Annotated in this window: 12 protein-coding genes; 6 read left to right on the top strand and 6 right to left on the bottom strand. The window is 69.9% G+C overall.

Annotation, left to right across the window (positions count from 1 at the left end):
- The first annotated feature begins 9 nt into the window (after positions 1–9).
- Positions 10–1593, top strand: coding sequence for an RICIN domain-containing protein (locus tag ACS5PM_RS18230; protein ID WP_439389096.1), 1584 nt, complete (start codon positions 10–12; stop codon positions 1591–1593).
- A gap of 198 nt (positions 1594–1791) precedes the next feature.
- Here the strand turns inward: ACS5PM_RS18230 and ACS5PM_RS18225 are convergent, their stop codons facing one another.
- Both ACS5PM_RS18225 and ACS5PM_RS18220 read right to left on the bottom strand, forming a co-directional pair.
- Positions 1792–2286 (bottom strand): hypothetical protein, encoded by a 495-nt coding sequence (locus tag ACS5PM_RS18225; protein WP_439389095.1) that lies wholly within the window; start codon positions 2284–2286, stop codon positions 1792–1794.
- A gap of 88 nt (positions 2287–2374) precedes the next feature.
- A complete protein-coding gene (locus ACS5PM_RS18220; RefSeq protein WP_439389094.1) occupies positions 2375–3214 on the bottom strand; it encodes a hypothetical protein in 840 nt (279 codons plus the stop codon).
- Positions 3215–3415: 201 nt separating this feature from the next.
- Between ACS5PM_RS18220 and ACS5PM_RS18215 the strand changes: the two genes are divergently transcribed.
- The 3 genes from ACS5PM_RS18215 to ACS5PM_RS18205 all read left to right on the top strand — a co-directional run bounded on the left by ACS5PM_RS18215 (position 3416) and on the right by ACS5PM_RS18205 (position 9742).
- Positions 3416–5620, top strand: a complete 2205-nt coding sequence (locus ACS5PM_RS18215; RefSeq protein WP_439389093.1) for a winged helix-turn-helix domain-containing protein — start codon at positions 3416–3418, stop codon at positions 5618–5620.
- A 226-nt stretch (positions 5621–5846) separates the two neighbouring features.
- Positions 5847–7991 (top strand): winged helix-turn-helix domain-containing protein, encoded by a 2145-nt coding sequence (locus ACS5PM_RS18210; protein ID WP_439389092.1) that lies wholly within the window; start codon positions 5847–5849, stop codon positions 7989–7991.
- Positions 7992–7999: 8 nt separating this feature from the next.
- The gene (locus ACS5PM_RS18205) at positions 8000–9742 is read left to right on the top strand and encodes a winged helix-turn-helix domain-containing protein (protein WP_439389091.1); all 1743 of its coding nucleotides are present in this window, start codon (positions 8000–8002) and stop codon (positions 9740–9742) included.
- A gap of 13 nt (positions 9743–9755) precedes the next feature.
- Here ACS5PM_RS18205 and ACS5PM_RS18200 read toward each other — a convergent pair whose 3' ends face one another.
- Complete coding sequence (locus ACS5PM_RS18200; protein WP_439389090.1) at positions 9756–11189, bottom strand: putative bifunctional diguanylate cyclase/phosphodiesterase; 1434 nt, start codon at positions 11187–11189, stop codon at positions 9756–9758.
- 211 nt (positions 11190–11400) lie between these two features.
- Here ACS5PM_RS18200 and ACS5PM_RS18195 point away from each other — a divergent pair, with 211 nt between their 5' ends.
- Positions 11401–14271: a TonB-dependent receptor plug domain-containing protein gene (locus ACS5PM_RS18195; protein WP_439389089.1), complete on the top strand. Its 2871-nt coding sequence runs from the start codon at positions 11401–11403 to the stop codon at positions 14269–14271.
- Between the two features lie 53 nt (positions 14272–14324).
- Positions 14325–15053, top strand: a complete 729-nt coding sequence (locus tag ACS5PM_RS18190) for an energy transducer TonB (protein WP_439389088.1) — start codon at positions 14325–14327, stop codon at positions 15051–15053.
- Positions 15054–15380: 327 nt separating this feature from the next.
- Here the strand turns inward: ACS5PM_RS18190 and ACS5PM_RS18185 are convergent, their stop codons facing one another.
- The 3 genes from ACS5PM_RS18185 to ACS5PM_RS18175 form a co-directional block, all read right to left on the bottom strand.
- Complete coding sequence (locus ACS5PM_RS18185) at positions 15381–17600, bottom strand: LamG-like jellyroll fold domain-containing protein (RefSeq protein ID WP_439389087.1); 2220 nt, start codon at positions 17598–17600, stop codon at positions 15381–15383.
- A gap of 257 nt (positions 17601–17857) precedes the next feature.
- The gene (locus ACS5PM_RS18180; RefSeq protein ID WP_439389086.1) at positions 17858–20233 is read right to left on the bottom strand and encodes a response regulator; all 2376 of its coding nucleotides are present in this window, start codon (positions 20231–20233) and stop codon (positions 17858–17860) included.
- Entirely contained in the window at positions 20230–20769 is a 540-nt protein-coding gene (locus ACS5PM_RS18175; protein WP_439389085.1) for a YfiR family protein, read from the bottom strand. Before ACS5PM_RS18175 ends, ACS5PM_RS18180 begins: the two co-directional genes overlap by 4 nt.
- Positions 20770–20799 lie beyond the last annotated feature (30 nt).

The raw sequence follows: 20799 nt of genomic DNA, 5'->3' as shown, positions 1-20799 counted from the left end.
TGCCTGGCCGTGTTCGCTGCCAGCATGGCGCTCACGGGCGTCGCACAAGCCGACAACTGCACCGACGCACCGGTCAGCGGCGGCCAGTACTACATCGTCAACGAAGGCAGCGGCCTGCAGCTCGACGTGCTGGGCTGGTCCGGCAAGGATGGGGCGAGCGTCGTCCAGTGGACGAACACCAGCGGCCAGAACCAGCAGTGGACCGTGACCAACCTGGGCAATGGCGCCTGGACGATCCGCCCTGTGCACAGCGGCAAGTCGCTGGACCTGAGCGGCTTCTCGACCACCGAGGGGGCCTCCATCGCGCAGTGGAGCTACACCGGGTACACGAACCAGCAGTGGTCCATCTCGGCCGCAGGTGCCGGGGCCTACAAGATCGGCTCCAACTACTCGTGGCAGCTGCTCACCGTCCCCGACACGAAGTCGGGCTCGGGCCTGCAGCAACGCTGGGACCAGACGTCCGCCTTCCAGAGGTGGTACTTCAATCCGGTCAATGGCAAGTGCTCGGTGTCGACCAGCGGCAGCCTGACGAGCTTCATGGGCTCCAAGAGGCTGCTCATCGGCGCGCAGATGGACGACTCGACGGCCGCGTCGGCACCCTTCGACGCACGCTACGTCTACATCGCCAGCAAGCCGATGCCCAGCGACTCGTGCACCCAGGGGTGCGCCAGCCTCTGCAGCACCGCAGGCTGGTGGGGCTGCTGGCAGGACACGTCGCTGTTGCCCGGTAGGTACGTCGCGGACCACATCAAGAAGAACGCCAGCGCGACCTGGCAGGGCGCATCGCGCCCGCGCCTGTCGGTGTTCACCTACTACGTGATGAAGTCCGCCGCCGGTGGCGAGGGCAGCGTCGAGCTGCAGGCGATGAACAATGCCGACATCCTCAAGCGCTACCTCTCCGACTGGCGCTTCCTGCTGAAGACCATCGGCAACGAGCGCGTGATGCTTCAGATCGAGCCCGACCTCTGGGGCTTCGTGCGGGGCGCCAACGCCGATCCGCATGCCGTGCCGGCCCAGGTGAGGGCGGCGAACCCCACCGATTGCGCCTGGTATGAGGACAGCGCTTCCGGCCTGGCGCGCTGCATGATCTCCATGGTTCGCACCTACGCCCCGAAGGCTTCGGTGGGCCTGCATGCATCGCCGTGGAACTACGCGGCCACCGGCAACGCCGAGGAGACGGGGCGCTACATGCTGGCCTTGGGGGCTGCGGACGGCGACTTCCTGACCACCGATCCCTCTGATCGCGATGCCGGCTGGTACGCCGCCACGTATGGCATTGACGCCTGGTGGAACGACCAGAAGTTCGCGACCTACCTGGCCTGGAGCAAGAAGCTCGCCGAAACCGTGGGCCGGCCCACCGTGATGTGGCAGCTTCCGCTCGGAAACCCGGCGCAGAACAACACCAAGAACCACTGGCAGGACAACAAGGTGGAGTACGTGTTCTCCAAGGTCTACGACGTGGCCGGCTCCCACGTGGCCGCGTTGCTGTTCGGTGCCGGGGAAGGTGACCAGACCGCTCCCGAAACCGATGGCGGCAACTTGATCGGCAAGACCAAGGACTACATCGGCAAGGGCGGCGCGGGCCTGCGCTGACCGCGGCGCGACCCGCTGCGCCGAGCCAGGCGCGGCGGGTCGCATTTCTCCCCTGCGCTTGGCAGGAGCGGCGAGCGAGCCTGACGGCAGGGTGCATGAAAGACGCGACCCACCGCATCGACGTCGTCGACGCCGTCGGGCGCTCGGCCCGTTCGTCATCGGCAGCCCGCCGGAGGGCCGGTTCGGTGGGCCGCGACCCTAGGAGTCCACTTCCATGAACATGGTGAGGCTGATGTCGCTGACCTCGACGTTGCGGCCGGGCTCGAATGCGCCGCTGTCGACCTCGTCCACCGGCGGCGAGCCGCTGAGCAGGCACAGACGCTGTCCCAGCATGCGCAGGACGTCGCCGTCTTCCGTCCGTCCCAGGCGCGCGATCTGTCTCGATGCTTCCTGCAGCAAGGCGGGGAGCAGCAGATCGAGGGCGTCCGGGCGACGGCTGCCCAGCGCACGCTCGACGGTGCCGAGCGCCTTGAAGACCGTGCGAGCCGAAGGCACCTGGTCGAGCAGCCTGGACAGTTCCTCGCGCATCTGTTGCCGCAGGGCCGGGTCCAGGGATGAAGGCACGGCGGCCGCGGTGGCCGGCTTCTCGCCGGCCATCGGCAACACCGACAGGCCCACGCTCGGGAAAGGCGCCGACCGGCCGAAGGACAGGCGCAGCGTCTGCACGGACAACAGCATCCGCTGCAGCGCCAACTTCAACTTGTGTGCGACAGGAGTTCTCCCGCCAGCGTTCGACGGGCGCGACCCGAGGGCGGCGCCGGTGGCGGGAAGGTCGCGCACCCTATGCCGCCCGAAGCCTGGCGAAATGGCCGCGCTGGATGAGGCCTTCGAGGGCGGGGCGGCTCAAGGAATGGGCTCGGTTGCCCAGTGGGCTCGAGAACATGTAGAAGCGGCCGTTGTGGCTGCACCAGGTCAGTTGTGCATCGGTCCATTGTTGATGGAGCACCATGCGGAACCACTGGCCGGGAAGAGCGCCGGCCAAAGGCGAGGGGCCGCCCGCTGCCGTGGGAGCCGGCACGGTTCTGTGAGGAGGCGGGGCGAAGCCTTGCGGCGGGCTTTCCAGCGCCAGGGCTGCGCCGCCCCTGAGCAGGCCGGTGCACAGGGCCACGTATTCCGGCACGACGATGGCGATGGCCAGTTCCATCAGCGCCAGGCGAAGCCCGTCGTCGTCGGTGGCGTGTTCGATGGTGTTGCGCACGGCCTGCGCGAACAGTCCCGGCGTTGGCGGCCAGGGCGTGCGAGCGGCCCCCTCCAAATGAGCCGCTTGCTCCAGGTCCCGCCAGTCGGCGCCCGCCTGGTCGAGCAGCGCGCGTGCCGCCTTGCTGGCGGCCAGGTGCAGTCCGAGGGTGGCGTGGTCCAGAAGGGTCAAGCGCGGGCTGCCCTCGCCAAGGTTGCAGTCGAGTTTGTGCAGGAGCGGCGGACGGCGCAGCAGCCGCCTCAATGCCCGGCGCCGTGGCCACAGGCCTTCGATTGCGCGCGTGCACGCTTGGCGCAAGGTCGGCTCCAGGCCGGCCCCGGCGCTGCCATGCAGGTGCACGAGGCTGCCTTGCAGCAGGCGCTTGATGAATGGGCCCAGTGGTGGCGCGGTGCCCAAGGCGGACGGACGAGCGGCTGGCGTCATGTCGACCAGTCTGGCGACGACCCGCCGGCAAGTCATCACCGAACCTTGATCACGGGCCGCGCACGGTGAGGGCGTGACGCTGTTCACACCCACCTGGCCGCGACACCGAGCAGACTCTCGCCGGCTATCGACCACTGCTGCGATGCCATCGGTTCAAGCAGCGGCGCCGTGCCATTGGCCATCAGAAGAATCAGAACAAGCGTGAGACAGAACCTCCTCGTCAGAGCCGGCCCCTACGAGATCGACCTCGGCGCGTGCGAGTTGCGCTTTGCCGGCCGGCAGTGCGCCGTCGAGCCGCGCGTGATTTCGTTGCTCGCCTACCTCGCGCAACGGCCGGACCGGGTGGTGACCCGGCAAGAGCTGCTGGAGGGCGTGTGGCCGGGGCAGCCAGTGTCCGACGCCGCACTGGCGCGCGCAGTGATGAAGGCACGCCAGGCGCTAGGCGATGCGAGTGGTTCGTCGCCTATCCGCACCGTGCAGCGGGTGGGCTACCGGTTCGTCGGAGAGCGTGCCGATCCACCGCCCGCTTTGACGTCGTCCTCGGGGCGCCGCGTGGCCATCCTCCCCTTCGACAACGCGACCGGCGATGCAACCCTGGATTGGGTGTGCCTGGGGCTGATGTCGCTGGTGGACGGTGCCATCGGTCGCGAGCAAGGGATCTCCACCGTGGCGGTCTCGGCGCTGCTGACGGCGCTGGACGGCGCCCGGATTGCCGGCGCGGATCCCGTGCCGTCGGTGCGGGCAGCCACCGGGGCCGAGTGGATCGTGCGGGGGCAGGTGACGCGACCGTCCGCCGAGTACCGACTCTCGCTGGAATGCCTGGGCCTCGGCACGGTGCAGGCCGAGGCCGCAACGCCGGCTGAGCTCGGGCCCCGTGGCGCCCGAGCACTCGTCAGTCTGTTGCAGCCGGGCACCGAAAGGTCGCCTGCGGTGTCCGAGGAGGCGAATCCGCTGGTCACCACGGCGTTCGCGCGCGCGTTGCAGGCCCAGGCTCAGCAAAGGCATGAGCAGGCGGCCAACCTGTTGCGCATGGCCGAGATGCTTTCTCCGGGCAGCACGCCGGTGCGGCTCGAGCTGCTGCGCGCACTCTGCGGCATGGCCGATCTCGCCGCCGCGCGGCCGATCGCGCGCGGCCTGCTCGCTCAAGCGCAGCGGCGCCATGACGGGCTCCTCACGGCCCGGGTGCATGCTGCGTTGGCACGAGCGCATCTGTTCGCCCAGGCGTTCGAACCTGCGATCGACCACATCGAGCAGAGTCTGTACTGGTTGGGCGAGAACGGTCCGCTGGAAGAAGTGGCCAGGGCGCAGCTCATGCGCGCCCAGGCTGCCTTTTTCACCGGAGATCACGCTGCCTGCGAGCAGGCCCTGGACAAGATGGGTGTCTCTTGCGAGCAAAGCGGCGACCGCCTGCTGCTCATCTCACGAGGCTTGATGCTCTCGTTCATCGTCTGCGAGCGTGGCGACCGGGATCAAGCGGTCGAGCTGATGCTGAAGGCGACCGAAAGCGCCCGCGAACTTCATTCGATACGTGAGCTGGTGACCGGAGGCTGCAACTTGTCCGCCCACCTGGTGCTGCTCGGCCGCTGGAGTGAAGCCGCAGCGCATGCGGAGCAGGCGTTTGCTGCTGCGGTCCAGGCCGGGGATCGCATCTCCATCTGCCAGGCGGTGTGCAGTGGCAGCTGGGCCTACACGGTCCTCGGCGTACCGGCAGCGGCACAGCGCCTGGTCGAGGCTTTGCCGGCCGATCAGGATCTGTCGCCACTGGAGAGGCTCTGGGCCGCCAGCTCGCGCGGCTATGAGGCGGCGAGCGCCGGCCGGAACGCGCAAGCCGTCGAGTTCTTCACCCAGGCGTTGCGGCTGATGCGCGCCAGCGGCAACCGGATGAACGAAGTTGACGTGCTGCCGGGGGTGCTGCGCTCGCTGGTGCATGGAGGAAGGCTGGCCGACGCCGAGGCTGAGCTGACGGCCGCGCGGCCTCTGGTGGGCGCCGCCGCGCACAGCCAACTGAATCACTGCCACGCCTTGCTCGCGCATGCGCGCGGCCAGCCGGAGGAGGCGCTGAAAGCCTTGCGCCAGGTGGTGTCCGATCCGCAGCTGGCCCCGCTGTGGCGGGCCTGGGCTGTGTGGGACGCGTCATGGTTGCTTGCCGAAGCCGATCGGGGCGGCGAGGCGCAGGCCATGCTGCGGCGCCTGCCCCCGCGGTTCGACAAGCTGCCGCTGGCCAGCGCCGTCGCGGCGCGGGTGCAACTCGCCCAGGGCGATCTCGAAGCGGCGCAGCGCTGCCACCAGCAGTACCTGCTGGCTGCCAGCCACGGCCTCGTGCCGCGATACCTCAAGGACTTGGGGGAGTGCTTCGCCGGTGCGCGGCCGGCCCCTCCCGTGCCTTGCCTTCCGAGCCGGCTATGACGGGCACGACGGACGGCACGATTCATCGCCGGTGCGAGGTGGATCCGAGCACCCGAGGTGGCCGTGACGCAGTTCACGGCCACTGCACGAGCCGGCCGGCACAATCGCCTGCGACAACATCCTTTCCATCAGCCCGGTCGCGCCGATCGCTCGATCCGAACCCGTCGTGACACCCAACCTACTCGTTAGAGCCGGCGCTTGCGAGATTGATTTCGGAGCGCGCGAAGTGCGCGTCGCCGGCAGCCGGCGCCCGATCGAGCCGCGCGTGTTCGAGCTGCTGGCCTATCTGGCGAAGCGGCCCGATCGGGTGGTGACCCGGCGTGAGCTGCTCGCTGGCGTGTGGCCAGGTCAACGGGTATCCGACGCTGCCCTGGCCCGGGCGGTGATGAAAGCCCGGCAGGCGATGGGCGATGGCGGTGAGTCATCTGCGATACGCACCGTGCCACGCATCGGGTACCGGTTCGTCGGCGCCCCTGGTGCCGCGCCGGCGACTGTTGGCGCCACTCCGCAGCGCCGGGTGGCCGTGCTGCCCTTCGACAACGCGACCGGTGATGCGAGCCTGGATTGGGTGTGCCTGGGCCTGATGTCGCTGGTGGCCGGGGCGATCGGTGGCGAGGCCGGGATCTCCACCGTGGCGGTCTCGGCGCTGCTGGCCGCGCTGGACGGGGCCGCGAGTACCGGCGCCGATCCCGTGGCTTCGGTGCGGGCAGCCACCGGGGCCGAGTGGATCGTGCGGGGGCAGGTGACGCGCCCATCTTCCGAGTACCGGCTCTCGCTGGAATGCCTGGGCCTCGGCACGGTGGAGGCCGAGGCCGCAACGCCGGGTGAGCTCGGGCCCCGTGGCGCCGGCGCACTCGCCTGCCTGTTGCAGCCGGGCACCGGGAAGCCGCCTGCGGTGTCGCATGAGCCGAATCCGCTGGTCAGCACGGCGTTCGCCCGCGCGCTGCAGGCCCAGGCGCAGCAAAGACATCAGCAGGCGGTCAACCTGTTGCGCATGGCGGAGATGCTCTCTCCGGGCAGCACGCCGGTGCGGCTCGAGTTGCTGCGCGCACTCTGCGGCATGGCCGATCTCGCCGCCGCGCGGCCGATAGCGCGCGGCCTGCTGGCCGAAGCCCAGCGACGCAGGGACGGTCTGCTCACCGCCCGCGTGAACATGGCGCTGGCGCGCGCGCACATGTATGCCCAGGCGTTCGAACCTGCGATCGACCACATCGAGCAGAGCCTGTACTGGCTGGGCGAGGATGGGCCGCCAGAAGAAGTGGCCAGGTCGCACCTTATCCGCGCCCAGGCCGCCTACTTCATGGGCGACCATGCCGCCTGCGAGCAGGCCCTGGACAGGATGGGTGCCCCCTGTGAGCAAAGCGGCAACCGCCTGCTGTCGCTCTCGCGCGGCACGATGCTCGCCTACATGGCCCGCGCCTTGGGCGACCGGGAAAGAGCGGCCGATCTGACGGTGCAGTTGGTCCACAGCGCCCGCGAACTTCATTCGATGCGCGAGCTGGTGACGGCGGGCAGCAACGCGTCCACGGACTTCGTGCTGCTCGGGCGCTGGAGCGAAGCGGCCGCCCATGCCGAGCAGGCGTTTGCGGCCGCTGTCCAGTCCAAGGATCGCATCTGCCTCTGCACGGCCGTGTGCAATGGCAGTTGGGGCTACATGATCCTCGGCGTGCCGGCGGCGGCCCAGCGCCTGGTCGAGGCGTTGCCGGCCGACGAGGGACTGTCGTCGCTGGAGCGGCTTTGGACCGCCAGCTCGCGCAGCCACGAGGCGGCGGTCGCCGGGCGACATGCACAAGCCGTCGAGTTCTTCACGCAGGCGTTGCGGCTGCTGCGCGCCAGCGGCAACCGGTTGAACGAAGGCGACGTGCTGCCGTGGTTGCTGCGCTCGCTGGTGCATTGCGGTCGGCTCGACGAGGCCGAGGCGGAGCTGACGGCCGCTCGGTCGCTCTTGGGCGCCAGCGCGCAGGGGCAGCTGAACCACTGCCACGCCCTGCTCGCGCATGCCCGCGGGCGGCCGGAACAGGCGCTGCAATCGCTGGGCCTGATGTTGGGCGATGCGCATCTTCCTCCGCTGTGGCGGGCCTGGGCGGTGTGGGACGCCTCATGGTTGCTTGCCGAAGCCGATAAGGGCGATGTAGCGCAGGCCATGCTGGAGCGCCTGCCCCCGGGCTTCGACAAGCTGCCGCTGGCCAGTGCCGTCGCGGCGCGGGTGCGACTCGCCCAGGACGATCTCGAAGCGGCGCGGCGCTGCCACCAGCAGTACCTGCTGGCTGCCAGCCATGGCCTCGTGCCGCGATACCTCAGGGACTTGGGGGAGTGCCTCGCCGGTGCGCGGCCGGCCCCTCCCGTGCCTTGCCTGCCGAGCCGGCTGTGACGGGCACGATGGACGGCACCATCTACCGCTTCGCCCAGTGCGAGGTCGACCCGCGCACGCGCGAGATCCGGACCGGTGGGCGGCTCCAGGCGCTGGAGCCGCGCCCTTTCGACTTGCTGACCTTCCTGCTGCGCCATCGCGACCGGACGGTGCGCACGGACGAACTGCTCGAGTGCCTGTGGCGCGAAGACGTCGTCGCCCCTGGGTCGGTGGCCAACGCGATCGCCAAGGTGCGGCGGGCGATAGACGACCGGGGCGAGCCGCCCCTGATCCGCACGGTCCACCGCGTCGGCTACCAGTTCGCGAGCGACGTGGTCGAGGTGCTGCCGCCCGACAGGCTGCAGCCGGCGCCATTGGGCGGGGCTGCGCTGCCCCAACGCGTCGCGCTGCTGCCGTTCGAGAACCTCACCGGCTCGCCGTCGCTGGACTGGGTCTCGCTCGGCCTGATGTCGCTGGTGTGCCAGGCCCTGTCGCAGGACAGCCGGCTGGCACCGGTGCCGGTGCCGATGGTCGTGGCCGCGCTGCAGCGCGTCGACCCCCGGGCCGACGCCGCCGCACGCGCGCTCGCCGTGCAGCGATCCACCGGGGCGCAGCACGTGGCGTTGACCCGGGTCCGGCGCAGCGCGCAGGCCTATGTGCTGGACTGCCGGCTGCTGTTCCCGGGGGGTGAGGCCGAAGGCGTGCTGCATGCCCCCGATGCCACGGCGCTGGGTCGCGCGCTGGCGCGCTGGCTGCAGGAGAGGATCGATCCCAGCGAGGTGGCGCTGGCCGACCGGCGCACCGGCGACGCCTGGGCCGCCGAAGTCCTCGCGCATGCACTCGAAGCCTGTGCCCGCCGCGAATGGGAGCGGGCGCAGACCATGCTCACGGTGGTGCTCGACATCGAGCCCGCGCATGTGATGGCCAGGCTCGAATGGCTCAGGGCGCGGGCCAGGCTGTGCGAGGCGCAGGGCCGCTTCGGCGCTGCGCTCGACCTGTGGCGCGAGGCAGCCGAACGTGCCAGGGCGGCTCAGCTGCACGGCGTGGCGGTCCGCTCGAATGGCCAGGCGGCGCTGGCGGCAGCCATGTGCGGGCTGGCCGAGGAGGCGCTGGCGCGGGCGGAGGACGGCGTGGCGCACGCGCAGGCCCGCGGCGACCGCGGCGATCTCTGGCGCAGCTCCATGCTCGCGTGCCAGGTCCGCGCCATGGTGGGCCTGCCCGTCCATCCCCCGGTGCCGGACAGCGCGGAGGATGCGGCGGACCTGCCCGAGGAAGTTCGCGCCGCCTGGTGGGCCGCGCAGGCCTACTCGCGTGTGCAGCGGGGTGACAGCGACGGTGCCGACGCCGCCTTCGCGGAGGCCGTCGGCTTGTACCAGGCCATAGGCGCGGCCGGGCGCGAGGGCTGGATGCTGATGTGGTGGCTGCACGTCCTGCTCGAATCGGGCCGGCTTCCGCAGGCCGAGCGGCAGTTGCAGCTCGCCGAGTCCTGCGGCCGCGGCCAGGGCCTGATCCTGCGTGGCTTGCCGTGGCTGCGGGCGCGGCTGCTGGACGCCAAGGGCGACCGCGCCGGCGCCATGGCCTGCCTGAAGCCCGTCATGGAAGGGGCGGCGCAGGACCTCGGCCATGCCGCCGCGACGGCGCTCGCGGCGCGCTGGGCGGCCCAGGAAGGCCGCCAGGCGGAGGCGGCTGCCATGCTGGCGCGCATCGGACCCGGCTTCTCCGGGCATCCGCTGGTGCGCTCCGCGGCCGGGGCGATCGTCGACGCGCCCTGACCGCGGGAAGGCCTCAAGGCCCGGCGATGCGCGTAGCGGCGTCGGCAGGTCCGGGCAGCGGATCACCAAAGAGCGAGGGCTTGAACGAAGGGGCCGCGGTGAAGCGGTGGTCGCAGGCCCAGACCGTGATGGCCTTGGCGTTCATCGGGCGGGCGAAGAGGTAACCCTGCAGCTCATCGCAACCGGCCGACACCAGCAGGTCGCGCTGGCAGCTGGTTTCAATGCCCTCGGCGACCACGCGCAAGCCCAGGTTGTGCGCCATCTCGACCACTGCCTTCACGAGCACCAGCGCCTCGGGGCTCTCGACCACCTCCTTGACGAAGGAGCGGTCGAGCTTGAGCTCGCGCACCGGCAGATGGCGCAGCGCCGCCAGGCTGGAGTGCCCGGTGCCGAAATCGTCCACCGAGACGTGCACGCCCACCCGCTTCAGCCGGGCGAATGCGCGACGTGCCAGCGCCGTGTCCTCGCCGGCAGCCGACTCGGTGATCTCGCAAGTGAAGCGTGACGGTGGCAGGGCCAGGCGCGACAACCCGGCTTCGAGCCGCGCCGCGAACGCTTCGCTGCACATCTGGCGGGCCGAGACGTTGATCGCCACGCGCATGTGCAGCCCGTCCCCACGCCACTGCACGGCCTGCTCCAGCGCCTGCTCCATCACCCAGTCGCCGATGGCATGGATCAGATCGAAACGCTCGGCCAGCGGGATGAACTCCGCCGGGCTCACCCAACCCAGGGTGGGGTGCTCCCAGCGCAACAGCGCCTCGACCGCGGTGACCTGGAGCGAGTGCGCGTCGACCTTGGGCTGGTACACCATCCGCAGTTGATCCCTGGCGATGGCGTGGCGCAGTTCGCGCGCCATGGCGATCTCGGCCTGGTGCCGCAACTGCGCCTCGCGGTCGTACAGCACCAGGGCGGTCCCGCCCTGGTGCTTGGCGCTTCGCATGGCCATGGCCGCGCATCGCATGAGGGGCGGGCCCACACCGTCGCGCGGCGATGCCGCCAGTCCGACCGACACCCCGATGGGCTGGGGCAGGCCCGCCGCGTCCCCGCCGAGCAGGTCGTCGACGATCGCGGCGGCGGCCCTTTCGGCTTCGGCCAGGGGCAAGTCGAGGCAAAGGGCGTACTCGTCGCCGGCGACTCGGCAAAGCGCCGCGAGGCCCTGGACGGCGCACAGCCGTTGCAAGGTGGCTTCCAGCGCCGCGTCGCCCGCGTCGTAGCCGTGGGTGGCGTTGAGCTCGCCCAGGGCGTCGACGCCGACGTGCAGCACGCAGTGCGGCGAGCCCATTGCATCGCGCCGGTTCAGCATGTCCTCGAACCGCCGACGGGAGACGATCCGGTCGCGCGCGGCGCGGACGGCGGCAAGGCGTGCATAACTCGAGCCGCGGGCGCGCGACGCAGGCCGCGGCGCGGCGGCGACGGCAAGACGGGAGAGCAGGCGTTCTTTGACCATGCCGCAAGGTACCGGGCCAGGCCGTCCCGTGTCATCACGGAAGGATGACGACGTGAAGCACGGTCGACATGCGTGAAACACGCCCGGCAATCGCGCATGGTCATGAATCGGCGATCACTTCGGGCGGCGGTGACGGCACATTCGCGCGCCAGTCGGCACCGCCCTCGTGGCGGCCGCAACGACTTTCAGCCAACGGTCTTCTGGAGCCACGATGGGACACGCCCAAAAACAAACACGCCTTGCCGCCGCCATCGCAGCGGCGTTCTCCTTCGCCATGCCCCTGGGCGCGCAAGCCCAGGCCGAGCCACCTGGCGAGACCAATCCGGTCCAGCGGGTGGTGATCACCGGCTCCAACATCAAGCGCATCGAGTCCGAGACCTCCGATCCGGTGGTCGTCCTGCGCCGGGTCGACATCGAGCGATCGGGCGTCTCGACCCTCGCCGAGATGCTCGAGAGCCTGCCGTGGACCACCCGTTCGCTGACCGACATCGGAGAGGGCACGAACTTCGCCCCCGGCGCTTCGTCGGTTTCCATGCGGAACATGGGCCACGAGGCCACGCTGGTGCTGCTGAACGGCCGTCGCATCGCGCCCTACGGGCTGGCCGACTTCCAGGACATCTTCACCAACATCGACAACCTGCCCCTGGACGCGATCGAGCGCATCGAGATCCTGAAGAACGGCGCATCGGCCGTCTACGGTTCGGATGCGGTGGCCGGCGTCATCAACATCATCACCCGCAGCGACTACCGCGGGCTGGAGATGGGCGTGGATATCGGCGCGACCTTGCCCGGCGGCACCTTCGGCTCGCAGGCCGCGCACCTGGCCGCCGGCACCGGCGACCTCAAGACCGATGGCTACAACGTGCTCGCGAACTTCGAGCTCTTCCACCGCGACAACGTCGTCTGGCGCGATGTGCTGGACCGGGCCAGCGCCCGCTCGCGGCGCTATATCCCTGCCGGCCAGGACCAGCTGTCCATCTACAGCCGGCCCGGCAACCTCTACGACGTCGGCCAGGACACCGTCGCCCCGCTGCCCGGCTGCGAAGCGGGCATGCTGCAGGGGGGGCTGTGCCTTTACGACAGGTACCAGCGCTTCCAGGCCCAACCGGCGGCCGACCGGGCCAGCCTGCTGGTGAGCGCCAAGGCAAAGCTGACGCCGGAGGTGGAGGGCTTCTCGGATGTGCTGTGGTCGCACACCCGCACAACCTACATCTCGGCGAACCCGACCTACAGCAGCTCCGATCCGGCCACGTTCTGGGGGAACCCGAAGACCGGCGAGACGCTTGCCTTCTACTCCCCAGCCCTGCCAGCCTCCCATCCGCTCAACACCACCGGCTCCCCGGCCGGCCTGGTGTACCGCTTCACCGATGCGGATTCGAAGATCGTCGGCGAGGGTGACAACTACCGGCTCGTCGCCGGCGCGCGCGGCGGCTCGGGCGTCTACGAGTGGCAGTCAGCCTTGTCGCTGCTGGGTTCGAGCAGCAGCGCCACCTACAGCGGCATCTCGTTCAGCCGGAGCGGATTCAGCCGGATGATCGGCGGGCGGACCGACATGGGCCGGCCCGACTCGGAAGTCGATCCCGACTTCTTCAACATCCCCGGAGGCTACCGGCTGAACCAGCCGAACAGCAAGGAGGTGCTGAGCACGCTGTTCCCGGAGTACGGCACGAACGGCCGCTTCACCCAGGTGGCCTGGGACGCCATGCTCACCGGCGAGCTGGGCGAGCTCGATGCCGGTGCCGTCGGCTTCGCCATCGGGGTCGACCTGCGTCACGAACGCTTCGTCATGAAACCCACCGACAACGTGATGTCCGGCGACATCGTGGGCTCGGGCAACGCGCAGACCGATGGCCAACGCCAGCATGGGGCGGTGTTCGCGGAGCTGGACCTTCCTGTCAGCGAGCAGTTCGAGGTTCAGGTGGCCGGGCGGGTGGACAAGTTCCCCGGCTTCGAGGCGCACCTGTCGCCCAAGCTGGGACTGCGTTTCCAGCCCAGCCGCGAACTGCTGCTGCGGGCCACCGCCGAGACGGGCTTTCGCGCCCCCAACCTGACCGAGGCCGCCTCGTCGTCGCGCGCGGGCTTCGCCAGCGTCAGCGACCCCCGGCGTTGCGCGCCGGCCAATGCCTATGCGGCCGACCTGCGCGCCCAGGCCGATGCCTTGCCCGAGGACGACCCGCGCAGGGGCGCGTTGACGGCCCAGGCCCAGCAGGTGCAGGAGAACGAATGCCAGGCCGGTGTGCTCAACGTGGTCAACAACAATCCGGGCCTGAAGCCCGAGGTTTCGCGCAGCTTCACGGTCGGCATGATGCTCGAGCCGGCGGCCGACACCAGCGTGTCGCTCGACTACTGGAACATCAGCCGCAAGGACGAGATCGGCTTGCGTGGCACGGACGCCATCCTCGACCAGGAGGCGGCCCTGCCGCCGGACAGCCGCATCGAGCGCTCGCCGTTGCGCGACGACCGGACCTTCACCACGCCCGAGCTGCAGCAGCGCTATGGCGTCACCAGCGGCCCCCTGTCGAGGGTGATGACCCGGTTCGAGAACATCAGCCGGACCTCGACCGATGGCGTGGATGTCGCCGCCAGGACGCGCTTCGCGACGCCCCTGGGCGGCGTGGAGCTGGGCCTGCTGGGCACCTACCTGATCAGCTACCGCCCGTCCTACGGCGATGGTTCGTTCTCGCCCAACCTGGCCGGCTACTACGGGAATTCGCGCTGGAAAGCTAACCTCACGACTTCCCTGACCAGCGGTGAGGTTGTCAACGGCATCCGGCTGAACTACCGCAGCGGCACATCCCTCCAGGCCTACCCCGATGACACGGCCTGGAACGCCGCGGGCTGCGTGGCGAACTTCGGATTGGACGCGAGGGACTGCCGCGTCCGCGCTTCCGTGACCACCGACTACTTCGTCACCTACTCGGGCATCCGCAATGTCACCGCCAGTGCGTACGTGGGCAACCTGTTCAACCAGCGCCCCGCCTTCGACCGGCGAGCGGTCTACGACAACAGCGACGTCCTGCCGGCACTCGACGACGTGATGGGCCGCAGCCTGCGCCTTGCGCTGAACTACAAGTTCCAGTGAGCACGGCGCGCGCGAGGGCAGGGGTCGTGCGGCCAAGACCACGGTGGCTGGTGATGCTCGGCGCGTGCTGGGCGTCGCTCGCTGCGGCGCAGGCGGATTCGGACCAGCCCAAGGTCGACCCGAAGTTCGAGTCGCATGCCGAGCAGGCGCAGCGGGAGGCCGACAAGGTCTTCAAGTGGATCCGCATCCACTCGGATTCGCCCAAGCGGCCTGCGGCCCCCGCGGCCGCGGGGACCCCGGCGGCGCCGGCGCTGGCGTCCAAGGCGCCGGCGGCGCAGGCCGGTCCCGAGCGATCGAAGGCCCCGGTCCCGGTCGCGCCGGCGCCGCCTGTGCGTGAACCGGCACGCGTACCGGCGGCTGTCATGATCGCCGCGTCGGCCCCGTCGGCGGGCACCGTCACGGTCGTGCCGCAGCCCGAGCGGGCCTCGCCCGCCGCCTTGGCATCGTCCGTGGAGGCGGGCCAGCCCGCTGCCCATCCGGCGCCAGGCGGCGCGAGCGACCAGAGCACGGCGGCTGAGCAAGAGCCGCCGCCCCTGGAGGTGGCCGCCAGCGTGGAACCCGAGTTCCCCGCCATCCTCATGCGTCGCCTGCGAAAGGGATGGGTGCATGTGCGCCTGGCGGTGAATCCGGACGGCACCGTGGGCCACGCAGAGGTCGTCGGCAGCAGCCACCCGAGGCTGCATGAGCCGGCCATTGCCGCCGTGAAGCGCTGGCTTTTCCGGCCGCCTGGCCAGGCGCGGCAAGCCACGGCCGAGATCGAGTTCGACCTGGACGGCCAATGAAGTGGATCGGCGCAGGGATGCATGGGGCGGCTTCATGCGGCGCCATGGGCCGCCATGCCAGGCGCCCGGCTCGCATGCCTTCGGGGCAGGCGACGGGCTTGCTGATCAGGCCCGGCCTGACCATCGGCCAGCCCCGACTCAGGCACACCCGCGGATCCGGCGCCGCCGGATCCGCCATCACATCATTTCGCCAGTGCTGCGACCGCCTCGGCGCTCAGCGCCACGGCCGCGACACGGAACCTCTGGACGCGGCCGTCGAACGACGCATGCGCCCCGCGGCGCCACGCAAGCGCCCCGCGGCGCCACGCATGCGCCGCCGTGCCGTCCTCACTTGGCCAGTGCCGCCACCTCGGAAGCGCTCAGCGCCCCCGCGTAGACGCGGAAGTCCTGGATGCGGCCGTTGAACGACGGGTGGCCCCAGTTGCGCCCCAGGAAGGCCAACTGGTCGCCCACCTGGCGCGGCGACAGGAAGATGCTGTCGGAGCTCCCTGCCTCCATGCCGTCGACATAGAGCCGCCCGGTGGTGCCGCGCAAGGTGAACGCCACGTGGACCCAGCGCCGGGTGGGCATGGCGCTGGAGGTTTCCACGGACTGGCAGTCGTCGCCCCCCGCGCCGAAGATCGCGAAGCGCATCCCCCCCCTGCCGGCCTGCGGCGAGATCGCCATGCCGGAGAAGCCGTCGTGACCGGCGTAGAAAAGGGCGCTGTCCCAGCGCAGCGCGTTCGCGTAGGCCCACAGCGACACGGTGAAGTCGTCCAGCTCGCTGAAGATCCCCGCCGGCAGTTTCACCCCCGCCGTGTTGCCCTCGGCTGAGGCCAGGCCGTCGAACGCGATGGCCTTGTCGTTCATCAGGCGTCCTTCGCCCCAGGTCGCGCCGTTCAGCAGCCTGCCGGCGCCGACGCTCCACTCGCCCGAGGGGCTGCGCTGAGCGGCATAGATGTCCGTGTTGTTGCGGCCGTTCAGCGGCATCGAGAAGCGTGGTTCGCCCGGCACGGCGGCCCGAGCCACGTTGGAGCCGGCTCTCACACCGGCGCCGCTCACGGCCGTGACTTGGTAGAACCAGACGCCGTTCGGTGGGGTGTCGGTGAAGGTCAGCAGTTCGCTGGCCGAGACCGTCGCCAGCGGACTGAAGGGGCCGTTGGCGCCGCCACCCCGGCTGACCACGTAAGAGCCGGCCCCGACGCTTCCCCACCAGGACAGCACGGCCTTGCCATCGCGCACGTTGGCGGTGAGCCCGGACGCCGGCTTCATCGGGCCGGAATAGCTGGGGCGGCGATGGATCAGCGTCGGCCACCAGACGTCGTCGGTGCTGCCCCCGAACTTCGGCTCGCACAACGGCACCATGCGCGCGACGTTCGGCGCCGCCAGCCCCATGCGGTTCACATAGTGGTTGTAGATCGGCTCCCAGGCGTTGCGCCCGTGCTGGAACGACTGGTTCACCTGGGTCCAGATGTTCGCGTGGGGCCGCGATGCATCATCCTGCGGCGAGAAGGGCAGCGCATAGGTTTTGCCGTTCTCGTCCAGCAGGTTGGAGCGCGCCACGTACTCCGCCGCCGCGAGGAAGCGGTTGTTGTACAGGCCGTAGAGGTCGTCGCCCTGGTTCCACGCGATCTCCAGGAAATCACCCCCGAGCGACATGCCCAGTGTCGAGTGGCCCTGGTCGCGGCCGCTCTCCTGCCACTGCCCGAGGTGTCCCGGGTGCATGAAATAGACGCCATGCACGATGGAGCCGTTGCCGAACATCTTGCGCTCGCCGCGGTTGTTCGCCGCGTAGTAGTCGCAGGCCTGCCGGTACAGGTCGTGCCTGTCGCAGAACACGCCGATGGCCATGGTGCCGACCATCGAGGCCAGGTGCCAGTTGGCGTGGGACCACAGGCCCCAGCCCTTGTCCGTCATGTCGGTGAGCCAGCCTGACGAGATCTTCGCGAAGACGTTCAGCAGCATCGCCTTGAATTGCGTCTGGCTCTCCTGCGACCAACCCGGGTAGGAGCGCATGATCTCGCCGATCTGCGCCAACTGGTGGCCCTGTATGCCGGCCAGGAGGATGTAGGTGTGGTCATCATGGGAGGTCGATCCGGGAGGAACCGTTCCGACCTCCTTCAGGGTGCGGCCCCAGGCGTCCAGGGTCGCCACCGCATCGTCGGCATAGCGGCTGTCCTGCGGGTCGGACAGCTTCCAGCACAGTGCCAGCGACCAGGCGCGCCAGATGTCGCCGTACAACCGGTCCGCGCCGTGGTCGGCCCGGTAGGCGCCCTCCCGCGGGGAGGGCTGGACGCCCAAGCGGGCAGAGGGATCAGCGCGCAGCTTGTTCCACCAGTCCGTCCAGGGTTGCTGGCCAGCCTTGATGTGCGCGCGGATACGGGCGGCATCGTTGTCGGTGAGCAGCAGCCCCGAGTGGCGGAAGACGCCGGTCGTCAGGGCCCCTGGGCCCGTGGGCCCCTGTGGCGCAGGAGTGCCGGCCAGCAGAGGCATGGCCGGCAGCAGGCCGAGGCTGGCGGCGAGGGCCCGCCGTGTGAGGTTGGGCTGCGGATCGTGTTGGGCTGTCATCGAGCAGGTTATCCAGTTCACCGTTGGTCGTGCACGGGTCCCGTACGCCGTGCTCGACTTTTATAGGCAGCCAGGCGCTTCCAATCATCACGAAACATTGATGCACCCACTGTCTTGCGACTTGTTGCACTCGATTCATCCCCCGGGCCAAGGAGCGGGCGCCTTGGGTCACCCCTGAACACTTGACACCAATACAAGACGCGTCGAATGCGCCGGTGCGGCCGCATCCCCACGCGATCCTGACGGTCGCCGCAGCCCTATGTGCTGGAAGCCGCCGTCGGGCGAACCCAGCGCGCCAGGGTGGCGAACATGTGGTTCACGTCGATCGGCTTGGCGATGTGGTCGTTCATGCCGGCGGCCAGCGCCTTTTCGCGGTCCCCGACCATCGCATTGGCGGTCATGGCGATCACCGGCAGGTCCTTCCAGGCGGGGTTCTCGCGCACCCGCCGCGTCGCCTCGAAACCGTCCATGGACGGCATCTGGCAATCCATCAGCACGCCGTCGAAGGATTCGCGCTCCAGGGTCTGCAGGGCCTCTCGGCCGTCGCGTGCGATCGTCACCACGATGCCCGCCTGCCCGAGCAGCTCCTGTGCCACTTCGCAGTTGACCTCGTTGTCCTCGACCAGGAGGACACGCGCGCCCTTGAGCCGGGCCTGGTTCTCGACCATCGCGCCGTGGCGCCGTGAAGCCCTGGATCTCGAGATGGTGGTCGCTCCCAGGGCGACATTGCAGGCGTCGTGAAGCGTGGAGGGGGTCACCGGTTTGGTCAACACGCTGGCCACAGCCAGGCGATGCTCCTCCAGCCGTCGCACGGCCTCGTCGCGGTCGAAGGCGGTGAGCATCAGGACGGTCGGCGCCTGTGCGCCCGGGGGCGTGCGGCCTGCCAGCGCCTGCAGGCATTCCAGGCCGTCCATGCCGGGCATACGCCAGTCGAGGATCAGCAGGCCGTAGGGATTGCCGGCCGCCTCGGCGAGGGAGACCTTGGCGAGCGCCTCGGAGCCGCCGGCGGCCGCGTCCGGCTGCGTGTCCATGCGCTGCAGCATCTCGACCAGCAGCCCGCGCGCCTCGTCGTTGTCGTCCACCACCAGCGTGCGAAGCCCGCGTGCCCGCGAGGATGGCGTGCCCTTGGCGGGAACGGCGTCGAGCTGCCGGCGGCCGAAGGTGATCGAGAAGTGGAAGCGGCTGCCGTGGCCCGGTGTGCTCTCCAGCTCCAGCGTGCCCCCCATCATGCGGATCAGCGCGTGGCTGATGGCCAGGCCCAGGCCGGTGCCGCCGTAGCGCCGGCTCGTGGACGAGTCGGCCTGCTCGAACGGGCGGAACAGGCGCGACTGCTGCTCGGGCGTGATGCCGATGCCGGTGTCGCGTACTTCGAAGCGCAGGCGCACGCTGTCGGCATCGGAGCTTTCCACCGCCACCGACACGACGACCTCCCCGCGCTCGGTGAACTTGACCGCGTTGTTGCACAGGTTGAGCAGCACCTGGCCGAGGCGGGCCGGGTCCCCCACCAGGTGGACGGGCAGGTCCTCCGGCTGGGCGTAGAGCAGCTCCAGGCCTTTTTCCTGGGCCTTCAGCGCCATCACGTCGGCCAGGCCGGACAGCGCGTCGCGCAGGTCGAACTCCACCGACTCGATGTCGAGCTTGCCGGCCTCGATCTTCGAGAAGTCGAGGATGTCGTTGATGATGGCCAGCAGCGAGTGGGCGGCGCCCTGGACCTTCTGCACGTAGTCGCGTTCGCGCGGCTGCAGCGGGCCACGCAGGGCCAGGCTGGACAGGCCGATGATGGCGTTCATCGGGGTGCGGATCTCGTGGCTCATGTTGGCCAGGAACTGGCTCTTGGCCTCGTTGGCCGCCTCCGCGGAATCCCGCGCCGCCTGGAGTTCGCCGGTGCGCTGTTGCACCGTCTTCTCCAGTTTCTCCTGGTGCCGCCTCAGCTCCTGCTCGCGGGCGCGGATCGTGTCCATCATCGCGTTGTAGGCCCGGCCGAGGCGGGCCACCTCGTCGGCGCCCGTCACGGGGACCCGTTGCGCATAGTCGGCGCCTTCGCGCACGCGATCGACCACCCCCGCGAGCGCCGAGATCGGCTTCACGATCGCCTGCTGCAAGGCAACCATCACGCCGGCGGTGACCACGATGCCCGCGGCCACCAGGCACAGGGCAAACACCACCAGCGCGTCGCGCGTCTGGCGCTGCTGCTCCGCCAGGCTCATGGCCATGTCCAGCCGGCCGCCATCATTGAGCTGAAGGCCGAAATAGGCCCGCTGGCCGTCGGGGGCGAAGCTCAGGCCCTGCTCCAGGGTGGCCGGCATGGGCGCCGAGACAGCGCCGCTCGCGGCGTAGCGGGCGAGCACGCGACCGTTGCCCAGCACGATGCGAGCCTGCTGGATCTGCTGGTTGGCGTGCAGCGGGTCCAGGATCTCCTGCGCACGCACCGGATCCTCGAAGGCCACGGCCGATTCGGCTCCCACGGCGATCAACTGGGCGTGAGCCTGCATCAGCGTGCGAACACGCTGCTCCAGCGTGGAATGCTGCACCAGCAGGAATCCGCCGCTGGCGGCCATCAGCGACAGCAAGGCGCCCGCCACCAGCACCGTCACCATCCGGGCGCGGATGCCGTTGGGCCAGAGCCACCTCACCGCAACCTCCTCAGCACGCCGTTCTCCACCACGTCGCGCGAGACCTCGAGCAGCTTGGTGGGAATGCCCAGGGAGGCGCTGCGGGCCTGGTCGAGGTTGACGCTCATCTCCATGCGCTCGCCCGGCTGCAGCCGGATCACGCCGCCTTCGGCCAGGAATTCCGACGCGTTGCCGACCGTGAGCACCGGCATGTCCTTCACCCGGCGCAGAACCGAGCGCCGCTGTGCCGCGTTGGCGATGGAGACGAACAGGATGTGGCAGGCGGGCAAGGACTCCAGCGCATCGGCGCGGCGGATCTCGAAGGGCCTGCCTTGCTCGACGCGGCCGCGCAGCACCTCGGGCAGCGCATCCCCGAACGGGTCTTCGCCCAGGACGCAGACCGTCCACGGCGAACGATCGCCCTCGAAGGCCTGGGGCGGCCAGGACACATAGCGGGCGAAATTGCGCAGGAAAGCGGCCTCCACCTTGCTGCGGGCCTCTTGCACCGGGGCCTGCGCCGCCGCCAGTCGTGGCAGGTGCCACTCGACCAGCAGCAAGGCCCCTGCCAGCCAGAGTGCTCTCCCACC

Origin of the sequence: Ideonella flava (genome assembly GCF_051857595.1) — a bacterium.
Taxonomy (GTDB): domain Bacteria; phylum Pseudomonadota; class Gammaproteobacteria; order Burkholderiales; family Burkholderiaceae_C; genus Ideonella.
This window is presented reverse-complemented; position numbering and strand designations above follow the sequence as displayed.

What these genes read in the sequence shown, in the direction of transcription:
- ACS5PM_RS18220 (WP_439389094.1), bottom strand. Translation starts at nt 3,214, where the DNA reads ATGACGCCAGCCGCTCGTCCGTCCGCCTTGGGCACCGCGCCACCACTG.
- ACS5PM_RS18205 (WP_439389091.1), top strand. Translation starts at nt 8,000, where the DNA reads ATGGACGGCACCATCTACCGCTTCGCCCAGTGCGAGGTCGACCCGCGC.
- ACS5PM_RS18200 (WP_439389090.1), bottom strand. Translation starts at nt 11,189, where the DNA reads ATGGTCAAAGAACGCCTGCTCTCCCGTCTTGCCGTCGCCGCCGCGCCG.
- ACS5PM_RS18195 (WP_439389089.1), top strand. Translation starts at nt 11,401, where the DNA reads ATGGGACACGCCCAAAAACAAACACGCCTTGCCGCCGCCATCGCAGCG.
- ACS5PM_RS18190 (WP_439389088.1), top strand. Translation starts at nt 14,325, where the DNA reads ATGCTCGGCGCGTGCTGGGCGTCGCTCGCTGCGGCGCAGGCGGATTCG.
- ACS5PM_RS18185 (WP_439389087.1), bottom strand. Translation starts at nt 17,600, where the DNA reads ATGACAGCCCAACACGATCCGCAGCCCAACCTCACACGGCGGGCCCTC.